This is a genomic window from Humiphilus diazotrophicus, from assembly GCF_059726315.1.
This window is the reverse complement of the sequence record NZ_AP040870.1, coordinates 2,161,866-2,181,260: the sequence shown is the minus strand read 5'-3', so window position 1 is coordinate 2,181,260 and position 19,395 is coordinate 2,161,866. Positions and strand designations below refer to the sequence as shown.

The following is a 19,395-nucleotide window of genomic DNA, read 5'->3' as shown; positions in this document are numbered from 1 at the left end:
CCGTCCCAATGGGAGCCCTCGCAAGTTGTTGGGCTATGAGGGAACAGTCCTAAGCCCTATTCTTTCCTTGCCAATCCTTCTGCCAATTGTCACTCCGGCATCCCTGGCCCTGAGTGCTGCCTGGTTCTTTCAAATGAATGGACGATCGTTCGATTTTGAACATGGGTGTTAGCTGTGCATGCAGTGTGCAGCTAAGGGTTATAACAATTATCCCCGTAAATGACTCGGGGTGGGAACTCCCAGGCAGGTGTTTGCGTACAGGAAGTCAACGTATGTTCGGCGATCTGAAATTTACGATGCGGCAGTTACGGAAGGCTCCAGGGTTCGCTCTGACGGCAATCATCACCTTGGCTTTGGGAATCGGTGCAAATGCGGTGGTATTCAGCGTCTTGAATGCCCTGATTCTGCGGCCTGTGAATGTGCCCGATGGCCAGAGCCTCTATACGGTGCAACGGTTCCAATATCCCTCGCACTCTTATCCTGACTACCTTGATCTGCGGGATCAGAACCGGACATTCGAGAGCCTCGTTACCTTCGATATCAGCGGCTCCGTCGGGGTGAATATCGGTGGAGAATCGTCGACAGCATGGCCATACATGGCAAGCGGGAATTACTTTGACGCCTTGCACATTCGGCCCTATTTAGGCCGTTTTTTCCATGCTTCAGATGAAAAGGGCATGAACAGTGCGCCTTATCTCGTGCTGAGTTATGCCTGGTGGCACAGTACTTTTCACGACGATGCCGGAGTGGTGGGCCGCACGGTGGAGATCAACAAACATCCGTTCACCATTCTTGGGGTTGCACCTCCCGATTTCCGTGGCACGGAGCTGTTCTTTTCGCCTGCGTTCTGGATTCCTATTGTGGAAAAGCCGCTCGTAGAGGGCTCTGATGGGCTGAAATATCGCGGAAACCACTCCTCGTTTATCATTGGACATCTCAAGCCCGGGATAACGACGGCGCAAGCGACAGAAGACCTGAATGCGATAGGAGCCAGGCTGGCCAAAGCCTATCCGCATGATGATGAGGGAATCAAGTTTACCCTGGCGCGTCCAGGTCTCGTGGGAGACATGCTTGGCGGACCGGCGCGTGCATTTATGGCTGGGTTGATGCTGCTTGCGGGCCTGATTCTGCTAGCCGCATGTGCGAATCTGGGTAATTTGTTTACGGCACGCGCTTCGGATCGGGTCAAGGAAGTTGCGCTTCGTTTAGCGCTTGGATCACGACGCAGCCGTATTCTCCGACAGTTATTGTCGGAGGCCGTAATCGTATCCGTCTGCGGAGGAGTCTTTGGTCTTGCCGGTAGCGTAGCCATTCTGCACGTTTTGAGCGAATGGCATCCGATTCCGGATGTTCCAATCAATATACCGGTGAATCCTGATGTCCGTACCTATGTTCTCGCCTTGCTGCTGGCGCTCATATGCGGATTCCTCTTTGGATTAGTGCCTGTACGCCAGGTCTTGCGTTCCGATCCGTGGCAAGCGATTCGAACTGGCATGAGCGATAGCGGAAGCATGAGGAGATTTGGGTTGCGTGACGTTCTGCTGGCGGTGCAGATCGCCATCTGCGCGGTGCTGGTGACGTCTTCTTTTGTGGCGGTACGCGGACTGGAACGGTCGTTGCATAGCAGTTATGGCTTTGTGCCCCAAAGCGCGGTGCTCGTGGAAAGCGATTTGCACATGGCCGGGTACTCGGAAGAGCGTGTTCCCCAGATGCAACAACGCCTTGAGGAAGCATCTGCGGCGATTCCAGGTGTCGTGGCAGCTGGATATATCGATCAGATTCCTCTGGGGCTGGGCGGGAGCGACAGCGATGTTTTTGCCGACAACATCACGGACTTTCGGCCAGGCAACTCTGCTGCCGATGCAATGTGTTACAGAATCTCGCCGGGATACCTTAATGCAGCAGGAACAAAACTGCTGGCGGGCCGGAATCTGACTCTGCATGACGATAAGAATGCTCCCAAGGTGGCGCTTGTAAATAGGTACTTTGCGGAGAAAGTCTTTGGATCGGTGGACAAGGCCATCGGTGCCCACTTCAAATACTGGGGCGGAATGCGCGCAGAAGTCGTAGGCGTGGTAGAAGACGGCAAGTACCGGACGCTGACCGAAGAGCAAAGACCAGCTATGTTTTTCTCCTTCCTGCAACATCCAACAAGTAATACCTGGATGGTGGTGCGATCACACCGTGATCCCCACGAGACTGCAGAGGTGCTGCGGACAAGGCTGCACAATTTGGATCCAGCACTTCCCCTTAAAGTGAGGCCGTGGAATGAGGGGATGGATAGTGCCTTATTTGCCGCACGAGTCGCTACGGTTGCATTGGGCGTGCTCGGCTTACTCGGTGCAGTGCTGGCCGTGACCGGTATTTTCGGCATGGCTTCCTACGTGGTGAGTAAGCGGTTGCGTGAGCTGGGCATTCGCGTGGCGCTGGGTGCGGGGAAGCGGCAGATATTGTCCACATCGCTTGGACGCGCGCTTCGTCTGCTGACGGTCGGTTCGGCTGCAGGTCTCGTGCTGGGTGTACTCTCTACACGCGTGCTCTCGCAAATCGTCTATCAGGCCACCCCAAAAGATCCTTGGGTGATGGGCGGAATCACCGCAACTATGCTTTTGCTGGGGATGGTTGCGACATGGATTCCGGCGCGTCGGGCACTCGCCGTCGATCCCTTGGTTCTGTTACGCGAGGAATAACGGCAGATCGGCAAAGATTGCAGGCGCGAAATATATGCAAGGAAGATGAGGTGGAAGGAAAACTCTAGTTCATCTTCTGCCAGTTCGAGTATTGCAACAGGATGAAGCTGTCTGTCATTCCGGCAATGTAATCGGCGACAGCCCTGGCTAATCCTTCTTCCTCAATACGAGCTCGATGATCTTCCGGCAGAAGATCCGGATCGTGAGTCCAAGCCTCGAAGAGTTCTTGAACGATCATGCCTGCTTGTTTTTGTGCATGCTGTAGCGGTTCACTCTCGTAGAGATTCTTATACAGGTAACGCTTGATCTCGGCGCGAAGGGCTTCCATCTCTTCCGAAAGTGTGACGATTCTGACCGGAGTTGTACGGATATCGTCGAGAGTTTCGATGCCGCGCTGCTCCACCTGACGCAACGTTTCCGCAATCAAGTCACCCACCAAAGCATTCAGCATCATTTTGAGCGCTTCACTGGCTACCAGTTTGCGTTCTGCTGCCGGATACTTTTCTGCCAAGGCGCGGTAGTGGTCCCGGAAAAGTGGGACATCCGTGCGCACGCTGTCCAGCGAGAGGATTCCCGCCTCCAGACCGTCGTCGATATCTGCCGTGAGATAAGCGATTTCATCGGCAAGATCGATCAATTGCGCTTCTACCGGCGGACGCTTATCCAGAAAGTATGGAGACAATTCCGGGTACTGTTCGACAGTGTAATCATGCGAGTGCTTGATGATGCCTTCCCTGACTGCGAGTGTCAGGTTCAGGCCGCGAAAGCTGGCATAACGTTCTTCGAAGTACTCGACAATACGTAAGGCGTGCAGATTGTGATCGAAGCGGAGATTATGATTTCGCAGGACCTGATCCAATGCCCGCTCCCCAGCATGGCCGAAGGGCGGATGGCCAATGTCATGGACTAAGGCTAATGCTTCGGTGAGATCCTCATTCACGCCCAAGGCTCTGGCCATGGCGCGTGCGATCTGAGCCACTTCCATGGTGTGGGTTAGTCTGCTACGAAAGTGATCGGAAAAACGATAAGTAAAGACCTGCGTCTTGCCCGCAAGACGACGAAAAGCTCGCGCATGAATAATGCGTGCTCTGTCACGTTGAAAAGGAGAGCGATAGGGATGAGGCGGTTCGTTATGAACGCGTGCCGAGAGTGGGCTGGCGTGATCATCACTCACCGCACAGGCTGAGGGCAGCCTGTGCAGTATGGATGAGGATTTCATTGTTCAGCGTCGACGATGGGTTTAGGAGGATTTTGTGCCTCCTGCTTCGCAAGACGAATGCGAGCTGTCTCCAGCTTCTTCTGGACTTTGCTGACTTCCCCAGGTTCTGTATCCGCGGGAAGTGTAACTGCAAATTGTGAAACCGCGATCTCCCATTGCGCTGCTGCCAGCTTTAGACGTCCGGTCTTTTCGTAGACCTGAGCCAAGTGGTCGTGGACTGTGGGATCGGTCGACATCCGCTCAATCGCTTTGCGAAGGTTCTCTTCCGAGAGAGCATACTGACCCATTCTGAAGTAGACCCAGCCGAGTGAATCCAGATAGGCCCCATTCTGCGGGTCCAGTTCCACAGCCTTGCGAATCAGCTTTAGTGCCTCGTCCAGCCGGACTCCACGATCGGCCAACATGTAGCCAAAGTAGTTCAGAGTCATGGTGTTGCTGGGATCGAGATTAAGAATCTGCCGGAACTGTTGCTCTGCCTGATCGTAGTGCTTCTGCCGCTCTTCGGTCGTGCCCCGCAGGAAGGCGATATAGATCTTCTCCTCCTGCTTGGTCGTCAAGGGTTCTGCCTTTACCAGATTGTCCTCTACGTCTTTCCAGCGACGCAGACGGGTATTCATCTGAGCCATGGCCATATAGAGTTCACGATCTTCGGCGGTACCGTTCAGCATGGACCGGATCAGCTGAAAGGCATCATCAGGCTTGCCTGCATCGACGATCTGGCTGGCCAGCATCATCTTGAGAGAACGGTCTTTAGGAAATTTCTGGCTTGCAGTCTGGGCCACGTTCAGAGCGTCTTTGTAGCGGTGCGCTTCACGGTAGACATCTACCTGCCCCTCATAACCGCGGACAGAGTATTGACCGCCAAGATCGATCATCTTGCCGTAGGCTTCGATTGCCTGCTTGGTCATGTTCTGTTCGTTGTAAACCATGGCCAGGCGGTCCAGGAAAATAGCGCGATTGCCCTTTTCCTGTTCGGAATAAGCACCACTTGGATGTTCCGACTGAGAGACCAGCTTTTCGAGAAGACGTGTTGCCTCCTCGTAATGTCCTAGTGAGTCTTGCAGCAGAGCTTCGTTGTAATTAACTTCGAGCGAGTCGGGGATCAGGGCCTTGGCCTTCTTGAGGTCTGAGAGAGCCGTATCGTAGTGTCCCTGACGGCGCTCAATCTCCGAGATTCGTAGAAGTGCCTGTGCATCCTGAGGATCTCCCGAGGTGATGTCCCGATAGATCTTCAGCGCTTCCTCAAGCTGGTTGTCATTGAGCAGTGCCTGACCTAGCGCCCGCGCCACTTCCAGGTTCTCCGGTTCGAGATCGACGGAACGCCGGTAAGCCGCTATGGCCTTCTTGGTGTCCTTGTCCTGCTCGTAGCTCGCGCCCAGGATATATTCCATTTGCGGAGTGCGGTCATCCTGCGGAACTGCTTCGATTACCTGGATGGAACGCTTGAGATCTCCCTGGTCGCTATAGAGCCTTGCCAGGTTGAGGACTACCTCTTCCGAGCCCGGATCTTGTGTCTGTGCCGCTTTGAAGGTCGCCTCAGCTTTCGCTGAATCATGATTGACCGAGTACAGGCGCCCCAGAAGCAGACGGCTTTCCAGGTCCTTAGGCGCTAAAGAGACGATCTTTTCGTATTCGGCAATTGCAAGTTCCAAAACCTTTTCTGTCGGGCCTGTCTGCTGACCTTCTCCGAGAGAGCGCAGATAGATTCTGCCTAGCAATTTGTGCGCATTAAGGTTACTTGGATCCTTCTTGATCAGGTCCTGAGCTGCCAGGACAGCATCCCGAATCTTTCCTGTCTTGTAGTAAAGCTCTGCCAGCCCGTTATTCAGGTACTTGGACGAGGGATCGGCATTCAATGCTAATTTGTATTCTTCAATAGCTCTGTTGGCATATTCAGGATGGCCCTGCGTGGTTGCCATCTCCGCATAGGTGTGCGCCAGAGAGAAGTGGTAGTAGGCCGTTGACCGATCCGTTTCTGTAGTAGCTGTTTCCGCGGATCCGGAGACCTTTTTCACTTCGGTGTTATTGGCTTGCGTTGTTTGCGCTGCTGCACCAAAGGGCAACACTACTGTGGCTAAAAGAGCACTTGCTAAAGAAAGAAAATACTTAGGCATGTTGGACCGACTTGAAGAATATGCAGAGGTAGAGACATTCCCTATGGTGAGGGCACTTGTCGATATATAGCTTGGCTTGCCCGTCGTCGTTGCCGACGGAGTGTTCGGCTTACTGGTCATTTTGGGAATCCCTCAGACTAATACCTTATTCCTTGCCGTGATGGAGGCACGCCATTTGGACATGTCTTCTCTAGAAAGTACCCTCTATCAGACTTCTGATGCCTGCCTACGGGTAGCAACCACCCTTCAGAATATAGAGACGATTGTACCCTGGTTATCGATGCGGAGAGTTACTTCCTATTACTGTACTTTTCCCGATTGACCAGAATCTACCGAATTTGTTGGACTGGGAAGAAGTCCTCCTCTTTTCATCACTTCCAAAGACCGTTTCAGAACACCAGCTTGCTTCTCCAAACGCACAAGCTGCTTCTCTCCGTTATGGCGTGCCATTTCTGCCACAGTCTGTGTCTCTGTAGCCTCTGGCTGTGTAGGTTCGGGAATGGATCCATTTACCTGTAACTCTATATTTTGCAACTGATTAGCAAGCCTCTGCAGTCTCGTTTGAATAGCTGGAGAGGTCTTCCACAGCTCTTGGCCCGGAAAGGAAGCTAGTGAGGTGATGCTGGAACCAAATCGTCGTAGATACGTTACAAAAGCCAGTGTCGCTTCCATCGTGGCCGACGAACCACGGCGCAATGAGGGCTCGGCTAGAACTCTTTCAAAAGAATCTTCTGTGTCGTTGTGTGTCAGCCCGGTGGCTCGTCTGGCGAGGGCCAGTTCTCTATGGTTCTGAGTTCCTTGCCAAAGTGAGGCCAGCTGCTCCAGATAGTGCCGGTTGGCCTGCAGGCTGCGCACCAGCTGCTTTCCGAGGCGGCTGCGCTCCATTACCGGGAAGATCAGCGTCATTGCAGCCATGGCGATGATGGCGCCAATGAAGGTATTGATGACGCGGATGATTGCCAGTTCCCAGTCTCCGGAAAAGGGCAGAAAAGCCAGAACGAAGGTAGGTGTCAGGAAGAAGCAGAAGAGGGAATAGCTGATTGGTAAAACGCTAAGCGACAGAAAGCCCAGTGGAAAGAGCGCAATCGCTGTCGCCAGCGGGGAATGTAGATGCACGGCAAGGAGCGCGGCAAAAACGCCTCCCGCAACAGTTCCGCCCACTCTTTGAAGGGAACGCCGAAAGGTCCCGGAGACATGAGGCTGCATCACCATCAGGGAGGTGAGTGGAAGCCAAAAGCCGTGATCGATAGACCAGAGCTGAAGGATATAGACGTCCAATCCACAAACCAAAGCCACGCGGGCCGCATGGCGCAGCATGAGGGACTCAGAATGCCAGTTTGCTACCAGCTGATCGAGTATGCCGTTGTTTTTGGATCTGGCCAGACGTGCACGGATGGGCCTTCGAATCCGTCGCGCAGGACGGCCTTCTGGCCGATGTCCCAGCCGGATGGTTACGGCGCTTTCCATGGCTGCATCGAGATTTTGAGTAGCGTCGGCAATCTGATGCATGAAGAACTGGCCAGCGGAATCTTCCCGGCTCATGCATTGGAAGAGCTCTACGGGGAAACGCTCCAGGCGAGCTCTGTAATGGCGCAAGGTTTCTTCGAGATCGTCGAGTCTGCGGCGTAGGACTGTTCCTACCCAGATTTCCATCCGGGCCAATTCCAGGACAGCTGATTTACCCCGTACCGTGCAGGGAGACGCGTCTTCCGTAGCCGTCATCTCCATGTATTCCGAGAGCGCGACGGAGCGGGCCAGGAGAATGTCTGCCGATTCGAGCAGGACTACCAGCTCTCGTCCTCTTCGCGTTTCGGCCCTGGATTGTCTCCGAACGTTGGCTACAGCGGATTGAGCCTGTTCCAGCAAGATGCGCAGGCGGCTCTGATGATGGCGTGCCAGCCTGTGCCAGAGTGCCGGACGGTTTCGCTTCCGCAAATTCAGCTCGTGGACGTTGTTCAGAAAGGAGCCAAGCTCCTGATATACCGCTCCAATGGCAAAGCGGGCTGGTCGATACGGATCGATTGGCCACAAGAAGAACGACAGCACCATCGCCCAGATGCAGCCGCCAATGAGGAAAAGCCCACGAATTCCCGCTTCGTGCAGAGAAATATCCGGATATCCGAGTCCGCAGAAGAAGAGGAGCTGCACCAAACCTCCGGCAGAGGTAAACGGTGGCCCTAAAACACTCAGATAGCTCCAGATAAAGCAGAAAACGACCGTGACGGGAATAGCCCAGACCCGATCGGTGCCAAGTACTGTGCCCAGAACGCAGCCTACGGCTCCACCCAGGGCAAGAGTTCCCAGGCTGCCCAGCCGTGCACGGTAGGGGCCTCCGGGATCGGAGATGATGGCTTCGAAGCCGCCTAGCGCAGCCCAGCCGAAGTTTGCATTACCGGTGGCTGCTCCGACAAGAAGCGGAACACTAAGTGCGGTTCCAGCGCGCAGGCCGCGAAACCAATCCATGTTTCGCACCTTGGCGTTCAGGTCTGTCCACAGAGTCTCTAGCTTGGGCACCTTTCAGTATCGCATCAGGGAGAAGCGTGAAGGAATGAAGAAGAACCGGGTGACAAGAGTTGCAAACCGGGAGATTGGACGAAGTTATGGACTGTGGAGGGTCCGGAAACCCTCCACAACAACAGTTGTGTTTAGTGCCGGAAGTGCCTCATTCCCGTGAAGACCATGGCGATTCCCAGCCGGTCGGCCGCGTCGATAACTTCCTGATCGCGTACCGAACCCCCAGGTTGAATTACCGCTGTAGCTCCTGCCTTGACTGCCGTTTCCAATCCATCTGGGAATGGGAAGTAAGCATCGGAAGCAGCAACGCATCCTGTCAGAGGAAGCAAGGCCTTCATTGCTCCGAATTTGGCAGCATCGACCCGGCTCATCTGACCGGCGCCAACCCCCAAAGTCTGTCCATCTTTGGCGTAGACAATGGCATTCGACTTCACGTGCTTGCAGACACGCCAGGCAAAGAGCAGCGATTTCAATTCCGCATCTGTGGGCTTACGTTTGGTGGCAACCTTCAGCTCTCTCGCCTGAACGTGGCCGCGATCTGCATCCTGCAGGAGCAGGCCTCCGGAGACCTGTTTGATAACGCGAGCTGCCTCCGATTTTTGCACCACCAGAAGCCGCAGATTCTTCTTCGCGGAGAAGCGCTCCAAGGCTTCGGGCGTAAAGGAGGGAGCTGCAATTGCTTCGACGAAGAGCTTCGCGATTACCTCAGCTGCGGCTCCGTCGACCTCGCGATTGATTCCGATAACTCCGCCATAGGCAGAGACCGGGTCTGTCTGCAGAGCCTTTTCGTAAGCTTCCAGAACCGTAGCTCCAGTCGCAGTGCCGCAGGGGTTTGTGTGCTTGACGATAGCGACAGCTGTCTCATCGAATTCCTGAGCGAGTTCCCAGCAGGCATCCAGATCTACCAGGTTGTTATAACTGAGCTCTTTACCTTGTAGCTGTTTGCCCCCGGCGATACCGCAGCCACTGCCCTCGACGTATAACGCTGCTTTCTGGTGTGGATTTTCTCCATAGCGAAGGCTGGCTGCCAGTGGATAGTTCAGGCGGAGTGCAGCAGGGAAGAGATCTTTGGCGGCGAAGGTAGCGGGTGCTTCAGCTTCAGGCGCATCGCCAACTATCTCCAGAGTATTGGCAATTGCGGTGTCGTAAGCGGCAGTGGTGGCAAAGGCCTTACGTGCGAGCTTCCAGCGTGTTTCGCGGCCCAAGGCTCCCTGATTTGCTTTGAGCTCTTCTGCCAGCGAGTTGTAGTCGTGAACGTCGGTTACGATGGCGACATCCTCGAAGTTTTTGGCGGCTGAGCGAACCATTGAAGGACCGCCAATATCGATATTTTCGATAATCTCGCCGAAGTGTACTCCCGGCTTTTCCGCTGTCTTCTGGAATGCGTAAAGGTTTACGACAACGCAGTCGATTGGCTGAATACTATGCTCGGCTACAGCCTTTTCGTGCTCGGCTTTACCACGGATGTAGAGCAATCCACCGTGAACTTTCGGATGTAGTGTCTTAACCCGTCCATCCAGCATCTCTGGAAATCCGGTCAGATCGCTGATGTCCTTTACGGTCAGCCCTGCTTCACGAAGAGTACGGGCGGTACCACCCGTAGAAATCAATTCGACGCCGAAGTCTGCCAAGACACGTGCGAAGTCGACCAGGCCCGTCTTATCCGTAACGCTCAAGAGCGCGCGGCGAATCTTCTTGATCCCGCTCAAGTCTGCTTTCCTTTCTGTTGCGTTGCATTTCCCTGGCGCCTCTCAAGCACCAAGTCTTTGTAGGGGAGAGAGAGCAAAAGAACGTAATTTACCCCTGTCTCTCTATTCTGAACCACATGGATTCCCGCTGTGCTTACCTTCCCAGAAGGGAATAGCAGGCCCATGCAAATTGTAGCTTTTCCTGAGCCCAGAATTTGTCTGTCTTCCCAATACCACGATAGCTTTGATATATGGAGTCACCCGAGCCGGTAATCACCGACGCCGAAATTTTGCCACCTACCCCGGAGCCACCGAAGCGTCCCTCGCGCTGGGCTTATGCTCCGGCGACCTACATTCTGGTGGCCATTAACTGTTTAGTTTTTGTTGCTATGGTCTTCCGGGGGGTGTCAGCTATCAGTCCTCAGGCTGAGGAACTGATTCACTGGGGCGCAGATTACGGTGTTGCCGTGCTCTATGGCGAATGGTGGCGTATTGTAACGGCCACCTTTGTTCATGTGGGAATCGTGCACCTGGCAACCAATATGTGGTGCCTTTGGAATCTGGGCCTGTTGGGCGAACCTCTATTAGGTCCCTTTGGGATGCTGGCGGTTTACATCCTCTCCGGTGCTGCCGGGAATTTGCTTTCCGTGGCGGTGCATCCTGAGGCTGTCGGTGCCGGTGCTTCCGGAGCCGTCTTTGGTCTGGCTGGAGTCCTGATCGTGCTGTTGAAGTCTCCCCGCCTGCCGATTGCGCCAAGCGAGTTGCGCGGTTTACGGCGGAGTGTAATCTATTTTGCCCTGCTGAATTTCGCCATTGGTGGCTCTACCTGGCTCTTCCATACCGCGATCCAGATCGACAATATGGCGCATCTCGGAGGATTTCTCTGTGGCTTGCTGCTGGGTTTTTTATTGATCCCAAGGATAGGAAGCGAACGCCGGTATTTTCTCTATCGCCGGCGTATCGCATTTGCTGTAGTAGTGGCAATGCTGACGTTCTTTGCCTTCTATATCGACACGGTTTATATCGTGCGTCATTGAGAAGATCTCTTTATCGCTAGAACCAAGCGCAGGGAAAAGCCTCGGTAATAAATATCGTTACCGAGGCCTAAAGATGCAGGCATCGACCTTCCACAAACCCACCGAATCTAAGGGGTGCATTCGGCAAGCTTGCCGTGATTCAGCCCTACCCTATCTTGCTGCTGTTGTCGCGAACTTCTTTACCATCGCCAGCAACAGCTTACGGTCACTGTCATTCAAATTCGATGAATAGCGACGAATCTGAGTCAGGAAGCGAAGCTCCTCGTCACTCAGCTTTTGCGTATTCATCTCACGACCGAGAGAGTCATCAGCAAAGAATTGAGCCAATGGCAGTTCAAGCGCGACAGCGATTTTTTGCAACGTGTCTAGCGAAGGGACGGTGTGCCCGTTCTCAACACGTGAAAGGTAACAACGAAGAAGGCCCGTCCGCTTTTCAATATCACCCTGCGAAAGGCCCTTCTGTAGACGATATCCCCGAATAGTTGTGCCAATCTTCATAAGATGGTCTATGCCCACACATTCTCCTCAGTGAAATAACTCTGAGGTAGAGTTTTTTAGAAGTGTTGGCTGCATAGTTAACACGTATGATTCAGGAGAGGCAAGGTTTTTTTCATTTTGTTTTTATTGGGAGCCTATTTCGGTTCCAAAGTGTTACTTTTTTGGACAATATCCCGTATCGCGACATCTCAGAAATATTGCGGCAAAAATTCCCGCGTTCTTAAAAGAATTAATATTTAACTCTATTAAAATCAGCCGATTATCTCTTTAATGTCGTCTCGAAAAAATGGTCCATCCTTTGGGTGGCATCGGCAGCGTCGGTTGGACGAAAGCCTTTTTCATTTCCGGGGTTTTCAAAAGCGTGACCTGCCTCCGGGTAGATTTTGATGTTTACTTCTTTGCCTAACTGTCGCATCGTCTTTTCAAACTCCTCAACATTCTGTGGAGAAATTCCGCCGTCCTTCCCCCCAAAGTTGCCCAACAGGCTGGCGTGAACCTTTGCCAAAGCCGAATGATCGGTGACCAACGCTCCATAGTTGACAGCTACAGACGCCAGGGAAGGCTCGGCAATAGCCAATTGAAGAGCGTATCCCCCACCCATACACCAGCCGACTGCTCCGATCTTTTTGGCGGTCACATCTTTACGTGTCCTGAGATAAGCCACCGCCGAGACCAGATCTCGTACACCTCGATCCTGAGGTAACCCCCGGGAGAGCTCGTGTGCGGTCTCAACGTCGTTAGCTACCTGTCCCCGGTAGAGATCGACTGCCAGAGCTATGTATCCCTGGGAGGCGTAGCGGTCGGCCTGCTCTTTAATCCACCCATTCAGCCCCCACCACTCGTGAATCACGATAATTGCCGGATGGGGTCCTGCTCCTTCAGGCAGATAAAGCGTGCCATGGATGGTTTCGCCGCCACTGGGGTAGGAGACGTTCTGCGGTTCGATGGCGAAGGCTAAGGACGTGGTAAATACCACGAGGAATGCGAACAAGCGCTTCATGTTTGCTCCTGAAGATGGGGATGGACTGCTGTCGCTCCGAACTGGCCGGAAATTCAGATCTTATGCCGGATGAAGCAGCGAAACGGCATCGAGCGATTATCCCCCAAGAGACGGATATCGACTATCCTCCTGTGCTCCGAATTTCCGGATTAGCCTATTACGCACATCTCCAGAACCATTGTTTTCATCGCAACAGATGCTGCTACGGTGCTTCCTTGAGAGATTTCTCGCAATACGTCAGATCTGCCGGTCCGGGGTTGAGGTCCCTTCGGGCGTTTGCTGCCAGAATTTACAACGAGTTGTCTCGTACACGGGCTTTCGTGATTGCTGCGGCCTTGGCCTTTTATTTTCTTCTGGCTCTGGTCCCCTTGCTGATTTCTCTTTCTTCTTTGCTTGGGTATCTGGCTTTACCGGACGCCTTCAGTCAATTGCTGGCGATCATCCGCACGCTTATTCCCCATGACGCTATGGCCATTGTGGAAAGAGCGTTGGCAGGCATCCGGACGGCTCCTCATGGCAAGTTGATTTCCTTTGGGTTCCTTGGTTACATCTGGGCAGCCAGCGGAGGTTTTTCGGCAACCATTGAGGCTTTGGACATTGCTTACGACGTAAAGGAGCACAGGCCGTGGTGGCGGGACCGGATTCAGGCACTGTTTTTGACGCTCACTACGGGGATATTGACCACAATCTCCTTGCTTACCTTGATGGCAGGGCCATGGTTTGGACACATTCTGCGTGAGCTCCTGCATCTGCCGGAGAGCTTCGACCTGCTCTGGCCCGTAGCGCGACTAACAGTTACCTTCGTCACTTTTATGTTGGGAGTAGAGCTGTTGTATTTTCTGGGGCCGAATAGCACTCACAGTTTCCGTTCGACGCTGCCGGGAGCCATCATTGCCGTTTCAGGATGGTTTCTGGGATCTATGGGACTCAATCTTTATTTGGCTCACATGACTAACTACAGCTCGGCTTACGGGTCGCTGGGTGCGGTGATCGGCCTGATGCTGTGGTTCTATCTGGTGGCTCTTTCGATGTTGATCGGCGCGGAAGTGAATGCTGAACGCCTCAAATTGCAAATGCTGAGGATGCAGAGTTCTCGGCCGGAGAAAGGGTTGTCAGAGGGAACGGAGCATGTAGCCTGATTTTGCTGGGTCGGTTCAAAACAAAAATGGCGTGGCTGTTTTATGACAAGAGCCACGCCTGCTGATCTTTTCTTTAATCAAGACTACCCAGCTATGGAAAAAGTATCCAACAGGAAACAGAGTCCGCTGAGAGATTGGGTATCGCTATGATCGCGAGACGCCCAAAGACTTTCAGGTCTTGCATCGGTAACACAAAGAGCTTACACAACGAGCAAACACCTGTTTTATTCAAGGTGCTGCCGGAACTACTACAAATGCAGCAGACCGAAGAAGAAGGAAAAACGCCCTCACCTATGCCGGAGTTTTCTTCTGTTCCCCCTGGCTGGGTTTGAACTTCCCTTGAGAATTCCTATTAATTACTGGATTGATTAAGAGAATTCTATGAAGAAAGAGCCCCCGGGTAAATTCGGAATAATACCTGTTCTGATTGCGGAAACTACGAGTCCTTTCTCCTCAAGTTTGTGGCTCATTTATCCGAAAAGATGGAAGGACGGCAATCGATCTGTGTCAAAAACCCGAGACTTTCCGTCTGCAGGAGAGTGTGCAAACGTCTAAATCCGTCTTCGGATAGAAGCAGAAGGGCGGAGGATTTGGGCAACTCTTTCTATCTGAGGTGCCTACAAGGCTTTTTCTTCAAATGGCGATACGTACTCGAGTCATGGAACAGTGCGAATTTTTCTGCCTGTTCCTCTTTCTAGTGTTTGCCCCACCTGCATTTTCTTTTCAGGCAGCTGCTGTTGCTCCAAAACGTATCCTGCTGATTTATGAGACACAGCAAGCGACTCCCGGGCATCTGGAAATGGAGCGCAGTATACGTACGACTTTGAGGAACAATAATCTCGAGGCTCCGGAGATCTATCGCGAATCTCTGGATATTGGCCAGTTTCCGGAGACACGTGAGCAGTCTGTGCAGTGGATTCGAACCAAGTATTCGCAACGCCCTGTGGACCTCGTGATTTATATCGGAAACACTGCCTCGCCTTTCTTTCCCGATGTTCCGGCGATCTACTGTGGCGATACCGTTCTGCTGGAGAAGTCAATCGGTAGAAAAGGGAAGCGCGATCTCATCATGCCGCTCACGATTGATATCGCGGGAACGCTGGAGCGCATGTCCCGTTTGAACCCGGATGCCAAGAAGCTCCTGCTGATTGCGGCGACCAGCGACAATGTAGGGCGGGAAGCTATTCTTCAACAGGTCTTGACTTTCAAATCCGATCTTCAGTTCGAAGATGCTTCCTCGTCGAGCGTACAGCAGCTTGGTCAAAAACTGGCTGGTGAGAATGAGAAGACATTGGCGCTCTACGTGACATATTCACGGGGGCCGAATGGGGAGCAGTATTTATCCCACGATGTGCTTTCAAGTCTGGCCTCTGTCTCCCACGCTCCTATCTATGCGACCTCGGACACTGATCTTGGTACAGGGATTGTGGGTGGTTATGTAATCAATTGGGCATTGCTAGGCTCTCGAATCGGAGAAGAGTCGATTCGTCTGATGCAAGGAGACATGCCATTACCCGAGGTTTCTACCCGTTGGCGGCAATGGATGTTCGATTGGCGTCAGGTGCAACGATGGCATGTGGATATTCAAGAAATGCCTCCCGGTTCGGTGATATTGTTTCGAAGCCCCACCTTCTGGGAACTGCATCGCTGGCAGGTTCTGACCGTTTCAGCAGTTGTTCTTCTTGAATTCGTCCTGATCCTGATTCTGCTTCGCTATCGATACCGCCAACAGCGAACCGAAAAGAAGCTCAGAGATCTTGCGGGGGAGTTGATGGAGATTCAGCAGGAGGATCGGAGCAAGATCTCCTGCGATCTGCAGGAGCACACCGAGCGCGATCTCGTCACGGTTACAACCGGTTTGGAGCGGATGCTTGACTCTGGAAAGGTGGAAGCCAAGCACTTGCGGCTTCTGCAGGAGACCAGAGCCGTCAGTGTTCGGGCACTGGAGGAGATTCGTCGCATTGTCTTCCTTCTGGATCCGCCTGCGTTGGATGGCAAGGGGCTTGTCTCTTCCTTGCAGTCCTATCTTGGCGGACTTTCGAAGCATACGTCGGCGAATATTCTCTCTGAATTCGGAGAGGTGGGAGTTCTTCCTCGCAAGTTGGAAGAAATTTTGTTTCGAGTTGCACAAGAGAGTCTGGCCAAAGTGATTCATAACTCTCATGCAGATACGGTCGTGATTCGTCTGGAAAAGAAATCCGGATATATCCACCTGGCAGTGGAAGATAACGGATTCGGTATGCATGTAGAGGAAGACTGGACTCAAAAGAGGATGATCGTGGCCGGAGCCTCCATTTCGGGCATGCAGGAGTTAGTCAGCCAGTTAGGCGGCGATTTTCAAGTGCAGTCGTCTTCGACGGGAACGTCAATCCGAGTTACGATGCCAGTGGGTAGTGAATGATCTATGACCCACATCCTATTAGCTGACGATCACCATGTTGTGCGTTTGGGATTGCGCCATCTGCTTTGTAAGCATGAGGGCTGGACGGTCTGTGGTGAGGCCTCCAACGGACGCCAGGCAGTCGATATGGCAGTGGAACTGCATCCCAACGTTGTCATCCTCGACCTGAATATGCCTGAGATCAACGGAGTCGAAGCTGCTCGGCAGATCCGGCAACAGGTTCCGGAGAGCGCCATCATGATTTACACCATGGATGAAAGCGAGGAAGTAGTTCGCGAGGTGTTGACTGCCGGGGCGCGCGGAATCGTTCTAAAATCCGATGTTCATTCTCAGATTGTGGCAGCGGTTGAAGCTCTGTCCATGGGGAAGCCTTACTTTACGGCGGGAGTGGTCGAGACGCTTTTGAAGACATATCTTTCCGGAGCGAGACGGACAGCAGGCTCTTCCTCTGTGGAGGGCATTTTGAGTGCTCGGGAGCTTGAAGTTATTCAGTTGCTGGCCGACGGCAGGAGCAACAAAGAAGTCGCCAACGAACTTGGCATCAGTACCCGTACGGCAGAGGCGCATCGGGCCGAGGTTATGCGCAAAATTCAGGTAAATTCTCTGGCGGGACTCATCCGCTATGCCATTCGAGCCGGCATTGTAGATGCCTGATTGCTGCTCTCTGTGCAAATTGTTCCTGCCAGAGCCTGGCAGATATTGCTAGGATGAACGCATGCCGGAAGAGCGCAAGTCGACTCATGAATCGCAAGCCCTGCCACAGGATTCGAATCCTTCAGCGAAACTTTCAATAGCTCTGATTGCCATGAATGAGGGGGCCAATATCGGCCGTACTTTGGACAGCGTGGCATGGGCAGATGAGATCGTTCTTGTAGATTCAGGTTCAACCGATGACACCCTAGCTATTGCGCAGCGCTATAACGCCAAAATCTTCCATGAGCCGTGGAAGGGCTACGGCGGGCAAATGAATTCTGCGATCGATAAGTGCACTTCTCCCTGGGTCTTCTCTCTGGATGCAGATGAGGTGATGACTCCTGAGCTTGCGGAGGAGATTCGTACCCTGCTGGCGGGTAATCCGAAATATCAGGCATATTGGGTTCCACGCCTCAATCTGATTTTTGGCCGCTGGATGCGTCACGGCGGTTTATATCCGGATCGCAAGTTGCGGCTCTTTCGTCAAGGGACAGCGCGCCTGCCTGAGAATACGGAGCCACATGCCACGCCTAAATGGGATGGACCTATCGGGAATTTGAAATCGGATCTGTTGCATTATCAGTATCCGACGCTGCCTCTTTATATCGAGCACATGGACCGCTACAGTACTGCAAGTATTCCGCTGATGCTGCGAAAAGGAAAGACAAGCCGCAGTGCCTTTGTTTTCTTCTGGAATACCTTGCTGAATCCTATTGCGACATTTCTGTACAACTACATTTTTCGATTAGGATTTCTCGATGGACGGGAGGGGCTTCTGTTCCACGTCTCACATTCGGCCTATGTGAGCTGGAAGTACGGGAAGGCCTGGCAGGCGGGCCGAGCTCAACAGAATGCTTCGCAGCAAAAATGAGGCTGACCAAAGATGGTCTGCCCCGTTTTGCTGAGGAGCGATTTTATTGCCCCTTCTCTTCGGCCATTATTTTGGCAGCCCATGCTTCGTAGGTGAGTGAGTCCTTCTGTTCCTGCCATTCCGCATCCGTGAGCACCATGAGATCGGAGCGGGAAATTGCAGGTATCTTGTCGCCGACGGCCATCAACCCGCCTTCACGATCCTCGCGAAGGAAGTTCTTATTGAAATCTACGTTATTAGCTCGAGCCCATTCGCTGATGTGTGTTAATGGTGCCTTTTGTATATATGCCTGACTCCAATTGGCAAAGTGGAGTTGCTTGCCAAGCCATAGGACGCCGTCTCGGTTTACCCACGAAGTGCGATGATTGATTCCAGGGTAGAAGACAGTTTCGAATACGTTCTTGGATGAGCCATGCAGAGCAATAGTCTGCTTCTTTAGCTCATCGAAGAAATCGGGTCCATGATGAGGGATATCGACAACTGCATCTGCCAGGCCGTTCATGATATATGTCGATCCCCGGTCCGCATTCAAGGTATAGAGGATCGATTGCCGGTTATCTCCAAGTGCGACGCGTAGTGCGCGATAAGCCGGGCCCTGGCATGGAAGCTTGCTGCTATCCCAGTATCCGCCGGGAGTATCGAAGTCGCCTCCTCCGGAAAGAACCAAGGCCTGGATCTGTGGATCGATTGCTCCTGTGATGCCGGAGATAAAAGAACCCATCGAGTAGCCGACTACTCCGATGCGCTTGGCGTCTACCTCTGGGCGTTGCGCAAGATATGCGACAGCTTGCTCCAGATCGGTAATCATTAAACCGGTAAGCTTCTGTCCCCAGTGAGGAGTATCGACGTTTTTGTCATGAGATCCGGCTCGTGACTTTCTGTCGATATTGCGCTCGCCTTCTCCAATTGGGTCGTATGTGACCACCATGGCTCCAGCTCTGGCGAAGAGAACACCACTATAGAAGGCATACCAGGTGAACTTGTCGCCTCCGTGTCCATTGACCACAACAATGCCGGGAAGTTTCTTCTTCGGTGTGGCGGGACGATACACAATTGCTGGGACTCGCATTCCATCCGCTGTTGCATAGGTAATGCGTTCTGCGACAATTCCAGGCTCGGGCGAAAAGCTTCCGTAGTTTTTCGCGTCCAATGCCGGAAGTGTCTTGGAAACGAAGAGAGTCTTGCGAATTTCTTCTCTCCATTTTTCATCCCGATCCTGAGTCTTGATTGCCGCGCCAAAGGCATGCAGACAAAGTGATGCAAGAAATGCAAGGGAAATGAGTCGAGCGCCAGCATTCCCAAAGGTTTTGCTTCCCATTGTGTAGAGATCCCTTTCCGCTATTTGTCTTTTCCTGTACGCATTCTTTCGGTGCGGGTGGCCACAAAAAGACAAAAGAGTTCTTGTGCCCCTTCTACCGGAAATGGCAGGGAGAAGGCAAGGATTCCACATTGAGGAATAAGCCCGTCGCCTGTAGTGGCCCAATTCCGGCTCTTTGAACGATTGCGACCTTGTGTGGCGGAATCGGAATGA

Annotated in this window: 13 protein-coding genes; 6 read left to right on the top strand and 7 right to left on the bottom strand. The window is 53.0% G+C overall.

The features are described from left to right. Positions 1-272 precede the first annotated feature (272 nt). Complete coding sequence (locus tag AC6I7T_RS10090; RefSeq protein ID WP_497793254.1) at positions 273-2,690, top strand: ABC transporter permease; 2,418 nt, start codon at positions 273-275, stop codon at positions 2,688-2,690. Positions 2,691-2,754: 64 nt separating this feature from the next. Here the strand turns inward: AC6I7T_RS10090 and AC6I7T_RS10085 are convergent, their stop codons facing one another. The 4 genes from AC6I7T_RS10085 to purH all read right to left on the bottom strand — a co-directional run bounded on the left by AC6I7T_RS10085 (position 2,755) and on the right by purH (position 10,237). After that, a complete protein-coding gene (locus AC6I7T_RS10085; protein WP_497793253.1) occupies positions 2,755-3,909 on the bottom strand; it encodes a deoxyguanosinetriphosphate triphosphohydrolase in 1,155 nt (384 codons plus the stop codon). After that, on the bottom strand, positions 3,906-6,143 hold the full coding sequence (locus AC6I7T_RS10080) for a tetratricopeptide repeat protein (protein ID WP_497793252.1): 2,238 nt from the start codon (positions 6,141-6,143) through the stop codon (positions 3,906-3,908). The genes AC6I7T_RS10085 and AC6I7T_RS10080 overlap by 4 nt, the downstream gene beginning before the upstream one ends. A gap of 180 nt (positions 6,144-6,323) precedes the next feature. After that, complete coding sequence (locus AC6I7T_RS10075; protein ID WP_497793251.1) at positions 6,324-8,486, bottom strand: FUSC family protein; 2,163 nt, start codon at positions 8,484-8,486, stop codon at positions 6,324-6,326. Between the two features lie 182 nt (positions 8,487-8,668). Then, positions 8,669-10,237 (bottom strand): bifunctional phosphoribosylaminoimidazolecarboxamide formyltransferase/IMP cyclohydrolase, encoded by a 1,569-nt coding sequence (gene purH / locus AC6I7T_RS10070; protein WP_497794588.1) that lies wholly within the window; start codon positions 10,235-10,237, stop codon positions 8,669-8,671. 239 nt (positions 10,238-10,476) lie between these two features. Between purH and AC6I7T_RS10065 the strand changes: the two genes are divergently transcribed. Next, positions 10,477-11,262, top strand: coding sequence for a rhomboid family intramembrane serine protease (locus AC6I7T_RS10065; RefSeq protein ID WP_497793250.1), 786 nt, complete (start codon positions 10,477-10,479; stop codon positions 11,260-11,262). Positions 11,263-11,412: 150 nt separating this feature from the next. Here the strand turns inward: AC6I7T_RS10065 and AC6I7T_RS10060 are convergent, their stop codons facing one another. Both AC6I7T_RS10060 and AC6I7T_RS10055 read right to left on the bottom strand, forming a co-directional pair. After that, a complete protein-coding gene (locus AC6I7T_RS10060) occupies positions 11,413-11,760 on the bottom strand; it encodes a helix-turn-helix domain-containing protein (protein ID WP_497794587.1) in 348 nt (115 codons plus the stop codon). A gap of 259 nt (positions 11,761-12,019) precedes the next feature. Continuing rightward, positions 12,020-12,760: a dienelactone hydrolase family protein gene (locus AC6I7T_RS10055; RefSeq protein WP_497793249.1), complete on the bottom strand. Its 741-nt coding sequence runs from the start codon at positions 12,758-12,760 to the stop codon at positions 12,020-12,022. Between the two features lie 20 nt (positions 12,761-12,780). On the opposite strand from AC6I7T_RS10055, the gene AC6I7T_RS10050 reads away from it, so the two are divergent. The 4 genes from AC6I7T_RS10050 to AC6I7T_RS10035 all read left to right on the top strand — a co-directional run bounded on the left by AC6I7T_RS10050 (position 12,781) and on the right by AC6I7T_RS10035 (position 17,864). After that, complete coding sequence (locus tag AC6I7T_RS10050; protein WP_497793248.1) at positions 12,781-13,899, top strand: YihY/virulence factor BrkB family protein; 1,119 nt, start codon at positions 12,781-12,783, stop codon at positions 13,897-13,899. Positions 13,900-14,536: 637 nt separating this feature from the next. After that, a complete protein-coding gene (locus AC6I7T_RS10045; protein ID WP_497793247.1) occupies positions 14,537-16,300 on the top strand; it encodes an ATP-binding protein in 1,764 nt (587 codons plus the stop codon). A gap of 3 nt (positions 16,301-16,303) precedes the next feature. After that, on the top strand, positions 16,304-16,954 hold the full coding sequence (locus AC6I7T_RS10040; protein WP_497793246.1) for a response regulator: 651 nt from the start codon (positions 16,304-16,306) through the stop codon (positions 16,952-16,954). 61 nt (positions 16,955-17,015) lie between these two features. After that, the gene (locus AC6I7T_RS10035; RefSeq protein ID WP_497793245.1) at positions 17,016-17,864 is read left to right on the top strand and encodes a glycosyltransferase family 2 protein; all 849 of its coding nucleotides are present in this window, start codon (positions 17,016-17,018) and stop codon (positions 17,862-17,864) included. Between the two features lie 43 nt (positions 17,865-17,907). Here the strand turns inward: AC6I7T_RS10035 and AC6I7T_RS10030 are convergent, their stop codons facing one another. Beyond that, positions 17,908-19,182 carry an alpha/beta hydrolase family protein gene (locus AC6I7T_RS10030; RefSeq protein ID WP_497793244.1) on the bottom strand — a complete coding sequence of 425 codons (1,275 nt, stop codon included), beginning with the start codon at positions 19,180-19,182 and terminating at the stop codon, positions 17,908-17,910. Positions 19,183-19,395: the final 213 nt, after the last annotated feature.